The organism is Catellatospora paridis (assembly GCF_009720365.1).
Lineage (GTDB): Bacteria > Actinomycetota > Actinomycetes > Mycobacteriales > Micromonosporaceae > Catellatospora > Catellatospora paridis.
Genome location: NZ_ML769313.1, coordinates 682,255 through 693,830, shown reverse-complemented (window position 1 = coordinate 693,830; position 11,576 = coordinate 682,255). Strand labels below are relative to the sequence as shown.

The window sequence follows — 11,576 nt, the reverse complement described above, 5'->3', positions numbered from 1 at the left end:
TCCTTCCGAAGGGGACGGTCAGCCTTCGCCGTGGCCGCGGTAGAGGTCGAGTTCGCCCTCCAGCTGCAGCGCCAGGACGGTGGCGTAGGGGTCGACAGCGGTAGGGGCGTCGATACGGACGACGCCGGGCACGTTGCGGCTGGGGAAGCCGCCGACGACGCGATGGCCGAGCTGCTCGCCGGTGCCGAGCACCCGGATGTCGCGGACCTTGTTGTGCAGGCCGCGCAGCTCGACGAACTCCCGCGGGGTGTCGAAGCAGAACAGGTAGAGCGTGCAACGGTCGGCGGACAGGGTGGACGGGCCGTAGTGGTGGCCGTACGGCAGGCCCGCGCCGGTCGGGTACACCGCCTCGTCATGCCGGGCGATCCACCCGCCCAGGCCTTCCAGCCGCTCGACGTGCTCGGGCACGAACGTGCCGTCCTCGCGCGGGCCGACGCTGAGCAGCAGGTTGCCGCCGCCGCCGATGGTCTCGGAGAACACCCGGACCAGCTCGCGCACCGACTTGACGTTGACGTCGTCGGGCCGGTGGCCCCAGAAGTCGCCGAGGGTGTAGCACAGCTCCCACGGCACGTCCGGCGGATTGATCGGCACGCCCAGCTCGGGCGTCAGGTAGTCGCCGTGGCCCATCATGCGGCCGTTGAGCAGGATCTGCGGCGAGTGCTCCCGGATCTGCCCGGCCAGCTCGCCCATCCGCCACTGCTGTTCGTCGCGCTCCCAGGAGCCGTCGAACCACAGCAGGTCGGGGTGGTAGCGGTCGAGCAGCTCCCCGACCTGGGCCCGGTGCACGTCGGTCAGGTAGCGCTCGAACGCGGCCGGGTCCTCCTCGCCCGGCGCGGGCATCGCGAAGCGGTTGTCGACCCACGGCCGGTGCAGGTGCGACGGGCGCACGGTCGGATAGTCGGGGTGGCTCCAGTCGTTGTGCGCGAAGTAGAGGCCGACGTGCAGGCCGCGTCGGCGCAGCGCGTCGGCGTATGGGCCGACCAGGTCACGGGCCGCGGGCGTGCGCTTCACCACGGACAGGTCGGTGGCGGCGGTGTCCCACAGCGCGACGCCGTCGTGGTGCTTGGTGGTGAGCACCGCGTAGCGGGCCCCCGCGCGGGCGAACAGGTCCGCCCAGGCGTCGGGGTCGTAGTTCGCGGCGGTGAACCGGTCGAGCTGGGCGAGGTACTCGTCGCGGGTGAGTTCGCCGGCGTAGAACGACCACGACTCGGCCACGCCGTCGACGGCGTAGACGCCCCAGTGCACGAAGATGCCGAGTTTGGCCTGGGTGAACCAGGGTTGCATGGTCATGGTGAAACGGGCTCCTAGCGAGAGTGGGTCCCGGCGGCGGCCGCAATGACACCGCCGGGACGGTCCGGGGGTCAGGCGAGTGTCACGGTGATCTTGTGCAGGCGGCCGTTCCTGCCGCTGGTGTCCACCCGCAGCTGCAGCGAGGAGCCGCTGCCGAGCACGGTCACGGTGGCGTCCTTGAACACCACGGCGGCGACCGGGCGGTGCCAGGTCACGTCGATGCTGGTCTGCTGCTGGGTCGGGTTGGCGATGGACAGCGTCGCACTGTTCCCGCTCTCGCGGATCATGACGCTGGCCGGGCCGACGGCCAAGACGCCGCCGACAGTGCCGTTGCCGAAGAAGTTGACCGCGGTGTAGCCCAGCGACGGGATGCGTACGCCCTGCTGGACGGCGCTGTTGGCGAGCACCTGCAGCCAACCGGTGTCGGCGGCCCGAGCCGCCGTCGCGGCGATGTCCGCGCCTGGCATCAGGATGTACGCGTACCCGGCTCCGGACGGGTTGACCCCGTGGTCGAACCACAACGTCAGGTAGCGCCGGGTGTGCTGGGTCGTGGAGCCCATCAGCGCGTTGATGTCGTGGTAGGAACCGGTGCGCTGCGAGCGCAGGGCCTTGACCGTCGCGCCGCCGGGGAACACGTAACCCGCGAAGCCGGCCAGGTTGGCCCAGCCGGCCCCGGTCAGGGTCGCCGACCAGCCGGTGGTGGACGGCTGCGCCACGCCGTCGACGGTGAGGGTGTGCGTGCCGCCCGAGCCCAGGTTGCGGTTCTCGACGATCGACTCGACGCCGGTGCCGTCGGCGCAGCCGATGCCCGCGCCCAGGCACACGATCGCGTCGTCGACGAAGAACCACGACTTGCGCCCGCCCAGTGTCGACTGCAGGCCGCGGATGTCCATGCCGGCCACCGCGAACGTGCCGTCGCCCGCCCCGCCGACCCAGCTCGACGTCGGGCACGGCGCCCCGAAGTCGCCGCCCGCGCCGTCGGCGAGGGTCTTGGCCGACACCGTGGTCCCGGGCAGCCGGTAGGGGTCGACGGTAGGCCAGAACGCGTCGCTGAACTGGCCGAGCGTCTGCTCCTTCCAGTGGTAGAGCATGCCCGAGCCGGTGTGCCAGCCGCGTTTGTTCTCGGTGTTGCCGTATGCGTAGAAGGAGATCCGGTGCGAGCTCATGCTCAGCCCGGCCGCCCAGCCCGCGCGCCGGTGGGTGACCCGGTCGGTGGCCGGGAAGACCCGGTTGGCGACGGGCTCGGCCAGCGCGGTGACCGCGGGGTCGGCGACGATGGCCCGCAGCCGGGCGAGGGCGGGCACGCCGAGGTTGGCGTTGCTGGTGTACGGCAGGTAGTAGTCGCGCTGGAGCCAGCCCTTGACCAGGCCCTTCCAGCGGTTGCGCTCGGCCGCGCCAGCCCCCTGGGCGAGCACCGCGATGGAGTCGATGATGCCGTGGCCGCGGACATGGTCACCGGTCTCGCGGCTGATCGCGCGCCCGGAGACGCCGTCCATCACCAGCCCGCAGTAAAGGAAGGGGGCGAAGGTCTTCTCGACCGCGTCGAACACGAGCTGCCGGTTCGGGTCGGTGACCGCCCAGGTGGAACCCGCCAGCAGCGCGAACAGGTTCGCCAGACCGCCCAGCAGCACCGCACCGTAGGAGCCGGCGTACGGGTGGCGCACGTGCTGGATGAACGAGCCGTCGGCGTAGAAGCCGTCGCTCGTGGTGACGAGCGGGAACACCGGGGACAGGGCGTCACGGGCCAGTGTCATCTTGGCGCTGTTCTTGACCAGCAGCCCGGCCATGAGGATCGAGCGGCACAGGTCGACGCGGTTGGCGCTGGTGCTGGTGCCGCTGTAGGTCGCCACCCGGGAGTCGGGCACGAAGTGGAACACGGCGTTCGTGTAGTTCGCCAGCTGGGCCGCCGACAGGTGGTCGTACATGATGACGGCCAGGTCGGTGAGGTGGTGGGCGGAGCCGATCTGGGTGTTCCACCACCAGTTGCCGTTCGGGTTGAACGACGCGTTGTAGACGTTGGCGTGCACGTGGTCCAGGCCCGCGACGATCTCCACGGCCAGCGCCGGGTCGCCGGTCAGGCCGGTGCCGGGCTGCGCGTACGCCATGGCCATGGTCTTCAGCCGTGAGTAGGTCGCGCTGACCTGGTCGCCGTTGGAGGCGGTGTAGGGCAGGTCCGGCCAGAGTGAGGCGCTGGTCGGGGCCATGGTCGAGCGGAATGCCGCCGCGTCGGCGCCGCGCGTGGCGAGCCGTCCGGCGTAGAGCGGGTCGGCCGGGTCGTAGCCGGTGCCCAGGAGCATGTCGCGCCAGCGCAGGCGCAGGGTGTCGTACTCGTCGGCGGCGTGGGCCGGGCCGGGCAGCAGTGCCCCGGCGCCGGTCGCGGCGGCGGTGACGCCGGCGGCCTGCAGCAGCCGGCGACGGGACAGGGACGGATGTGCCATGGGAGCTCCCAACATCTTTGTCAGGCGGGGGTATGGCGGTGCGGCCGGTGCCTGGCCGGACGGCGGGCTACCGTCCGGCCGGGCACCGGTGTCTAGCTCTTGCTGCGTTCACGCGCCCCCGTGCGGGCCGGGCCTACTCGCCCTGGGCCGCCGAGTACTCCTTGGCGAACTCCTCGGCCGCGGCCGCGCCGCCGATGCCGTTGAAGTCCTTGACGATCACGTCGAGGTCGGACACCGGGCGGCGGCCCCAGCCGATCGCGGTGATGCCGTCACCGATGATCTTGTTGAGGTTGCCGGCGTTCTTGCTCCACGACGCGGAGATCAGGCCCACCGACGGGTCGGGTGTGCTGGTGGGCAGCGTCGCCTTGGTGAAGTCGTACAGGCGCTGCGCGGCCTCCGGCTGGCCCGGAATGAAGATCGGCCACGGGGCGTCGGCGATGTAGCGCACGCCGAGCGCGCTGGGCACCTCGGTGGTGGTGGCCAGGTCGGTCGGCTTGATGCCGATCGCCGCGTCGCGGGTGAAGTGCACGCCCTCGACGCCGTAGTGCGACAGCTCGTACTCCTTGGTGCCGAACGGCGCGGCCAGGTAGTCGCAGACGCGCAGCAGCAGCTTGATCCGGTCGGCGGAGGCCTTCTTGAACACGGTGAAGCCGAAGATGCCACCGCTCTGCCAGTTCGCGCCGGTGCCGTAGGGCAGCGCGTAGTCGATCTCGAACCGGCCACCGATCTTGGTGATGGTGTCCAGGCTGTACCCGCCGAAGCCCCAGAACTTGGCGGCCACGGTGCCGTTGATGAAGTCCGCGGCGGTGTCCTTGGACAGGCTGTCCGGGTGGAACGAGCCCTGCTCGACGGCCTTGCGGTAGGTCTCCAGCGCGGCCTTGAACTGCTCGGTGGCGATGCCGGGGACGAACTTGTCGCCCTGGCGCACCCACGCGCCCTTCACACCCTCCGAAGCCGCGTAGTACAGCGCCTGGCCGTAGGCGGTCAGCTCGCCCTGCGACGTCGAGGTGCCGTACTTGCCGTTCCCGGACAGCGCCTTGAGGCCGTTGAGGAACTGCTCGCGGCTGGCCTGCCGCGGCACCCCGGCCGCGTCGAACGCGGTCTTGTTGATGAGCAGGCCGCCGGGCGACAGCGGGCGGCCCACCGGGACGCCGTAGATGCGCCCGCCGATGCGGCCCATCTTCTGCCAGGTGACGGTCGGGATGTTGGCCAGGTTCGGGTAGTCCTTGACCGCGTCGCCGGACAGGAACTCCGACAGGTCCGCGCACTGCGACAGGATGAACTCGTTCTTGCGCGGGATGTCGTTGCTCATGATGATGTCGGGCAGGTCGCCGCCCGCGGTGATGGTGGCGATCTTCGCCGCCCAGTCGGCGGCCGGCACGATGGTGAGCTTCAGGTTGACGCCCAGCGCCTTGTTCAGCTCCTGCCACAGCTTGTTCTGCTCCACCGGCGAGGGCGGCGTGCCGTAGGTCAGGTAGACGGCGGTGACGTCGGAGCCGTCGCCGACCTTGTCGTGCACCGACTGCGCGAGCTGCGCGGGGTAGCTCTTGTACAGCGGCTGCAGGCCGGTGGCGTCACCGGGCGCGTCCGGGGTGGGGCCGGCGAACGGCACGTACGTCGGCCACGCGGCGAGGTCCTTGCCCGCATTGCCGGCGTCGCCGACGTCACCGGTGGCGCAGCCGCTGAGCAGTGACGGCGCGGCGACGGCGGTGGCCGAGACGCCGACGGCCTTCAGCAGCGTCCGGCGGTGGAAAATGGTCATGCCAGTTCCTCTCATCGAAAAGTGGTGCGAGGGATTGGTTGCGCTATTTCAGGTGATATCCGGCGCAGGGTGCGCGCCAGTCAGCCGGACCGTCCGGTCAGGACGGCCCGAGGTCGGCTCGGGTCAGGCTTTGACGGCGCCGGTGAGCACGCCCTTGACGAAGAACCGCTGCACGAACGGGTAGACCACCAGGATCGGCACGGTGGCCAGCACGACCACGGCCATCTGCACCGACACCGGCGCGATCTGGCTGCCCGCCTCGCCGGTCGCGTCGGCCACGGACAGGCCGCCGCTGGTGAACGAGCGCAGCAGGGTCGCCATCGGCCACATGCTCGAGTCGTCGAGGTAGATGACGCCGTTGAAGAAGTTGTTCCAGTACGACACCGCGTAGAACAGGCCGACCACAGCGATCACGGCCTTGGACAGCGGCAGCACCAGGCGCAGCAGGATCCGCAGCTCCCCTGCACCGTCGATCTTCGCGGCCTCGATCAGCTCGGACGGCACCGACTGGAAGAAGCCACGCATCACGATCAGGTTGAACGCGCTGAGCAGCATCGGCGCGAACAGCGCACCGAACGTGTTGAGCAGGCCGGTGCCCTGCACCACCAGGAACAGCGGGATCATCCCGGCCGGCATCAGGAACGTGAACAGCACCATCAGCAGCACCGGCTTGCCGCCGAACACGGCCGGGCGGGACAGTCCGTAGGCCAGGCCGATCGTCAGCACCAGGCTCAGCGCCGTCCCGACCAGCGTGACCCCGAGGCTGACCAGCAGCGCCCGCGGCACCATGCCGGCCGCGAAGATCCGCTCGTACGTGCCGGAGGTCCAGTCCGACGGCCAGATCACGAAGCCGCCGTTGGCGACGACCTCCTCCGCCGGGGCGAAGCTCGTGGCGAGCACGACCCACATCGGGAACACCATCAGCGCGACGATGACCGTGATCGCGATGCCCTTGGCCGCGGTGGTCAGCCGGGAGGGCCGGCCCATCCAGGCGGGGCGGTTGGCATGGCTCATCTCGTGTATACCCCCTGCTCGCCCAGCCGGTGCGCGACCTTGTTCGCGGTGTAGATCAGCACCGCGCCGACCAGGCCTTTGAACAGACCCGCGGCGGCGGCGTAGCCCAGGTCGCCGCCTTGGAAGCCGGTGAAGAACACGAAGGTGTCCAGCACCTCGCCGGCCTCCGGGCCGACGGCGTCGCGCTGTAGGAAGAACTGCTCGAAGCCGACCGACAGGATCTCGCCGAGCTTGAGGATCAGCAGCAGCATCAGCACCGGGCGGATCGAGGGCAGCGTGACGTGCCACAAGCGCCGCCACCAGCCGGAGCCGTCCATCGCGGCCGCCTCGTAGAGCTGCTCGTCCACGCTCATCAGCGCGGCCAGGAAGATGATGGTGCCCCAGCCGCACTCCTTCCAGATCATCTGCACGATCACGAGCGGCTTGAACATCTCGGCGTTGCCGATGATCTGCACCGGGTCCATGCCGGCCTCGGCCAGCCAGCCGTTGAGCACCCCGGCGCCGCCGAGCATCTGCGTGAACAGCGCGACGACGATCACCCAGGACAGGAAGTGCGGCAGGTAGACCACGCTCTGCACCCACCGCTTCACGGTGGACCCGGCGACGGAGTGCAGCAGTAGCGCCAGCCCGAGCGCGGCCGGAAAGAAGAACACGATCTGCAGCAGCGAGATCGTCACCGTGTTGGCCGTGGCGTTCCAGAACCGGTCGTCGCCGAACAGCCGGGTGAAGTGGTCGACGCCGAACCACGGCGACTGCCATACGCCCAGGAACGGCACGTAGTCCTTGAAGGCGATCACGTTGCCGAACGCCGCGCCGTACGGGAACACCAGTAGCCAGACCACCGCTGGGATCATCAGAGCCACCAGGACCCGATCTCGCCGCAGCCGCTGCCACCACGCCCGCGGGGCACGCGGAGCCGGAGCGGGGGATGCCGGTTCGGCCGGCGCCTGCGCCGGCGGGTCGTCGACCGCCAGAACCACCATGTCTCTCCTCTCCGCCCGACCGCGCATGGACCGCACAGCCTGCCTGAGCAGGCAATGTGTTGTCACATCGGGTCGGAAAATGTGCGATCTTGCAACTTCGTGTGTGCACGGCGTTGCGGTTGCGTGAAATCTTGAGCGATCGTCACGATCGAAGTCAAGTTTTTCGGAAGACGTTTTCTTTTTGTGATCGCAACTGTGCGGAGGGAGCGTTCTCCGAGCCTCCTCGCGCGTCGAGTCGCGCAACGCCGCGCCGCACCCTGGGCCCAGGCAGGCAAAAGGCCCCGCCGCGCGCCCAGGGGCAGCACGAGCGGGGCCTTTTCGGGGAACCCTGGTTCAGCGGGGCAGCAGCCGCCCGCAGGAGACGCGCAGCCGCAGCTCGGGAAGCAGATCCAGGTGGTAGCGCGGGATGCCCTTGCCCTCCGCGCTGAGCCGTTGCAGCAGCAGGCGGACCGCGGCCTCGCCGACCGCGTGCTTGGGCGGGGCGATCGCGGTCAGCGGCAGGTCGGACAGCGCGGCCACGTCGTCGTCGTAAGCCACGAGGGCCAGGTCCTCGGGCACCCGGACGCCGCGCGCCCGCAGCGACTGCACGATCAGCAGGGCGTCCACGTCGCCGACCACCAGGGCGGCGCTGATCCGGCGCTCACCCACCGCCGCGGCCAGCGTGTCGGCCACCGCCTCGATCCGCTCCGGCACCACGTCACCGGCGTACAGCTCCACCGGCGGCATCGGCGCGCTCAGCCCCAGCGCCGACAGCGCCGCCTCGTAGCCGCGCCGCACCTGCACCTGGGTGGCGCTGATGCCGGACACCAGCGCGATCTGCCGGTGTCCCAGCGAGGCCAGGTGGCGCAGCGCCAGGCCCGCGCCCGCGGCGTGGTCCGAGCAGACCCGATCCAGCTCGGCCGCGATCGTGCCCGGCGTGCCACGCCGTTCCACCAGCGCGGCGGGCACACCCAGCTCGAGCCAGTCGGCACTGCCCGAGTCCTCCCCCGTGATCCAGCTCGGCACTAGGAGCAGGCCGTCCACACCCGCGGCGACCAGCCGCTCGGCCTGCGCGGCATCCTGCGACGGCTGGTAGTTCGTCACGGCGAGCACGAGCCGTCCGCCGGCCGCGGCCGTCGCGTCCTGCGCGCCCCGGATGACGTCCGCGAAGTAGTGCGTGGCCTGCGGCACCACCAGGCCGATCACCGCGCCGGCGGCGGCCGGGGCGATCAGGTGTCCGCGGCCCTCCGGCGTCTCGGCGTGCGGCCAGGACACGGAGCCGCGCACCCGCTCCAGCCTGCCCTGGACCGCCAGCTGCTCGACGTCGCGGCGCAGCGTCACCGTCGAGATGTCGAGCTGCTCGGCCAGCTCGGTGACACGCAACGTGCCTGCGGCGCGGACCAGCTCCAAAATCCGCTCGTGCCGTTCCTCCACGGTGTACCGCATCGACTCTCCCCCAGATCCCTCTGCGCGCCCGTGGTACCACACCACGCGGCGCGCACACCAGCCAGCGGAGTGATCGTACCGCCTTGACGATCGAAACTGCGATCGGTACGTTCGTTTAGCAAACGTTTACTACCGAACGAAGGGCGCCGCCATGCCTCGTCCGCGTGTGCTCGTCGCCATGGATCCTGCCGTGGTGCCGCACATCCTGACCCCGCGCACCCGCGCCGCACTGGAGGCTGTCGCGGACGTCTGCACGCCGGTGGCCGACGACTTCGGCCGGGCCGACGTCCGCGCCGCTCTGCTGCGGGCGGAGGTGCTGTTCACGTGCTGGGGCTGCCCGCCGCTGGACGAAGCGGTGCTGGCCGCCGCGCCGCAGCTGCGCGCGGTCGTGCACGCCGCTGGCACGGTGCGCCACCACGTCACCGAGGCGTGCTGGGCGCGCGGCATCGCGGTGACCAGCGCGGTCGACGCCAACAGCGTGCCGGTCGCAGAGTTCACGGTCGCCGCGATCCTGATGTCGAACAAGGGCGTGCTACGTGCTCGAGACCTCTACCGCGCCCGGCGCGGCGAGCAGGTCGACTGGCGCGGGGAACTGCCGCACGTCGGCAACTACCGCCGCACCGTCGGCATCGTCGGGGCGTCGCGCATCGGTCGCCGAGTGATCGAGCTGCTGCGGCCGTACGACCTGACGGTGCTGGTGCACGACCCGTACCTGTCCGCCGCCGACGCCGCCGGGCTCGGGGTGCACGCGGTCGGCCTGGACGAGCTCTGCGCCGCCAGCGACGTGGTCACCGTCCACGCCCCCGAACTGCCGGAGACGTTCCACCTGATCGGCCAAGCGCGGCTGAAGCTGATGCGCGACGGCGCGACGCTGGTCAACACCGCCCGTGGCTCCCTGGTCGACCAGAACGCGCTGCTCGCCGAGCTCGTCACGGGCAGGTTGCAGGCGGTGCTGGACACCACCACGCCGGAGATCCTGCCCGCGGACTCACCGCTCTACGAGCTGCCGAACGTGTTGCTGACTCCGCATTTCGCCGGATCCATGGGCACCGAAGTGCAGCGTATGGCCGACGCCGCGGTCGCCGAGGTGGCCCGGTATGCCGCCGGCCTGCCGTTCGCCCACCCGGTGCGCCCCGAGCAACTGGCCCACAGCGCCTGACCCATCGGGCGGTGTTCGTGCCGCTCGTCCACCGATATTCGGCCTCCGGCGCAGCGGACCGCGCGGGTGCGCCGGTCGCAGGGCACGGGGGCCGGGCCGCCGGACGTGGGGCCGGCGGGTGGATCGCGACCAGCTCCTCCGGCACAATGATCCGGTGGGAATCGCCAGGAACCGACGGACCGCCGGCCGGATGCATCAGGAGCCTGCCTTCGACGGCGGCGGCACGCCCGTGCCGCAGCCCGACCAGCCCGAACCCGACTCGGCGTTCGACGATCGCCCGGCCGAGGGCGAGCACTGGGGCCCCTTCGCCCGCCGCCTGCAGGCGACGCGGCATCCGCGAGCGCTTCCGGCACTGCTGGAGGCACACGACGCCCTGCGCCGCGAGCCGCGGTTCTGCTGCGTCGGCGCCGTGCGGGCCGCGATCTACGAGGTCGCGACGGCGCGCGAGAACGCCGCCAGCGGACAGGTCGCCGACCTCGTGAGCCGGTGGTGGGATTCGCCCGACGCGTGGGAGGAGATGGTCGCGGTCACCGCCCGCGCGGGCACGCCGGAGGAGACAGAACGACCCGCGCTGCTGGAGAAGGTGCGCTCGGCCCGGCCGGCAGTGGCCACCGCTGCCATCGAAGGCCTGTGCGGCATGTCCGACGCCGCCGAGATCGAGGCGCTACGCGACGTCGTCAGCCGCCCCGACCCGACACTCCGCTGGGCCCACGACGCCGCGTCCCGCCGACTCGCCGAAATCGGCACCCCCGAAGCCCAAGCCGCCCTGACCCACCGCTATATCGACCCCACCGAACACCTCTGGCACAAGACCCAACCCTGACCGCCCGGCGACGATCTTGCGCAAACCGTGGGTACGACAAGCACTATTCGGGCGTATGCCCAACGGTTCGCGCAAGATCGTCGCGATCTTCGCCGGTGGCGGGGCGCCGATCGGCGGCCTGTTGTGGCACATTGTCCGGTATGGATGCCGATAGCAGGACGACCCGCATCGGCGTGACCGGGCACATCGACCTCACGGCCGAAACCGCTGCGCTGGTCGCCGCGGCGCTGGGTGAACTGCTGGCCGATTACCGCCCGGAGGAGCTGGCCGGAGTGTCCTGCCTGGCCGCGGGCGCGGACACGATCTTCGCCGAGGCGGTCGTGGCGTACGGCGCACGGCTGGAAGTCGTGCTGCCCGCCGCCGACTACCGGGACCGGCAGGTCGCCCCGGAGCACGCCGCGGCCTTCGACCGGCTGGCCGGGCACGCCGCGTCCGTGCAGGTGATGCCGCACGCGCAGGCCGGCCCGGCCGCCTACGAGGACGCCAACGCCGCCATGCTGACCGGCTGCGACCTGCTCGTCGCCGTCTGGGACGGGCAGCCGCCCGCGGACCGAGGCGGCACCGCGGCCGTGGTCGCCCGGGCACGAGCACTGGCCCTGCCCGTCGTGGTGGTCTGGCCCGAAGGCGCTCGCCGCACCTGACCCGCCAAGACCGTCCGACTTGCCAGGCAGGTGTGCGTATC

At 71.0% G+C, this 11,576-nt stretch carries 9 protein-coding genes; 3 read left to right on the top strand and 6 right to left on the bottom strand.

Annotation, left to right across the window (positions count from 1 at the left end; all coding sequences use genetic code 11):
- Positions 1 to 18: 18 nt before the first annotated feature.
- From F9C41_RS07925 to F9C41_RS07900, 6 genes are all read right to left on the bottom strand, one after another.
- Positions 19 to 1,290 (bottom strand): alpha-L-fucosidase, encoded by a 1,272-nt coding sequence (locus F9C41_RS07925; protein WP_155385980.1) that lies wholly within the window; start codon positions 1,288 to 1,290, stop codon positions 19 to 21.
- Between the two features lie 71 nt (positions 1,291 to 1,361).
- On the bottom strand, positions 1,362 to 3,728 hold the full coding sequence (locus tag F9C41_RS07920; protein ID WP_155385979.1) for a polysaccharide lyase 8 family protein: 2,367 nt from the start codon (positions 3,726 to 3,728) through the stop codon (positions 1,362 to 1,364).
- Positions 3,729 to 3,861: 133 nt separating this feature from the next.
- Positions 3,862 to 5,490, bottom strand: coding sequence for an extracellular solute-binding protein (locus tag F9C41_RS07915; protein WP_196279670.1), 1,629 nt, complete (start codon positions 5,488 to 5,490; stop codon positions 3,862 to 3,864).
- 123 nt (positions 5,491 to 5,613) lie between these two features.
- Positions 5,614 to 6,504: a carbohydrate ABC transporter permease gene (locus F9C41_RS07910; RefSeq protein ID WP_155385977.1), complete on the bottom strand. Its 891-nt coding sequence runs from the start codon at positions 6,502 to 6,504 to the stop codon at positions 5,614 to 5,616.
- Entirely contained in the window at positions 6,501 to 7,487 is a 987-nt protein-coding gene (locus F9C41_RS07905; protein WP_230689412.1) for an ABC transporter permease, read from the bottom strand. The genes F9C41_RS07910 and F9C41_RS07905 overlap by 4 nt, the downstream gene beginning before the upstream one ends.
- Before the next feature lie 333 nt (positions 7,488 to 7,820).
- Positions 7,821 to 8,912, bottom strand: a complete 1,092-nt coding sequence (locus F9C41_RS07900; protein WP_155385976.1) for a substrate-binding domain-containing protein — start codon at positions 8,910 to 8,912, stop codon at positions 7,821 to 7,823.
- 151 nt (positions 8,913 to 9,063) lie between these two features.
- Here F9C41_RS07900 and F9C41_RS07895 point away from each other — a divergent pair, with 151 nt between their 5' ends.
- The 3 genes from F9C41_RS07895 to F9C41_RS07885 all read left to right on the top strand — a co-directional run bounded on the left by F9C41_RS07895 (position 9,064) and on the right by F9C41_RS07885 (position 11,535).
- The gene (locus F9C41_RS07895) at positions 9,064 to 10,071 is read left to right on the top strand and encodes a hydroxyacid dehydrogenase (RefSeq protein WP_155385975.1); all 1,008 of its coding nucleotides are present in this window, start codon (positions 9,064 to 9,066) and stop codon (positions 10,069 to 10,071) included.
- Positions 10,072 to 10,225: 154 nt separating this feature from the next.
- Positions 10,226 to 10,894 (top strand): HEAT repeat domain-containing protein, encoded by a 669-nt coding sequence (locus F9C41_RS07890; RefSeq protein ID WP_196279669.1) that lies wholly within the window; start codon positions 10,226 to 10,228, stop codon positions 10,892 to 10,894.
- Between the two features lie 140 nt (positions 10,895 to 11,034).
- The gene (locus tag F9C41_RS07885; protein ID WP_155385973.1) at positions 11,035 to 11,535 is read left to right on the top strand and encodes a hypothetical protein; all 501 of its coding nucleotides are present in this window, start codon (positions 11,035 to 11,037) and stop codon (positions 11,533 to 11,535) included.
- The last annotated feature ends 41 nt before the right edge of the window (positions 11,536 to 11,576 follow it).

What these genes read in the sequence shown, in the direction of transcription:
- F9C41_RS07925 (WP_155385980.1), bottom strand. Translation starts at nt 1,290, where the DNA reads ATGACCATGCAACCCTGGTTCACCCAGGCCAAACTCGGCATCTTCGTG.
- F9C41_RS07920 (WP_155385979.1), bottom strand. Translation starts at nt 3,728, where the DNA reads ATGGCACATCCGTCCCTGTCCCGTCGCCGGCTGCTGCAGGCCGCCGGC.
- F9C41_RS07915 (WP_196279670.1), bottom strand. Translation starts at nt 5,490, where the DNA reads ATGACCATTTTCCACCGCCGGACGCTGCTGAAGGCCGTCGGCGTCTCG.
- F9C41_RS07910 (WP_155385977.1), bottom strand. Translation starts at nt 6,504, where the DNA reads ATGAGCCATGCCAACCGCCCCGCCTGGATGGGCCGGCCCTCCCGGCTG.
- F9C41_RS07905 (WP_230689412.1), bottom strand. Translation starts at nt 7,487, where the DNA reads ATGGTGGTTCTGGCGGTCGACGACCCGCCGGCGCAGGCGCCGGCCGAA.
- F9C41_RS07900 (WP_155385976.1), bottom strand. Translation starts at nt 8,912, where the DNA reads ATGCGGTACACCGTGGAGGAACGGCACGAGCGGATTTTGGAGCTGGTC.
- F9C41_RS07895 (WP_155385975.1), top strand. Translation starts at nt 9,064, where the DNA reads ATGCCTCGTCCGCGTGTGCTCGTCGCCATGGATCCTGCCGTGGTGCCG.
- F9C41_RS07885 (WP_155385973.1), top strand. Translation starts at nt 11,035, where the DNA reads ATGGATGCCGATAGCAGGACGACCCGCATCGGCGTGACCGGGCACATC.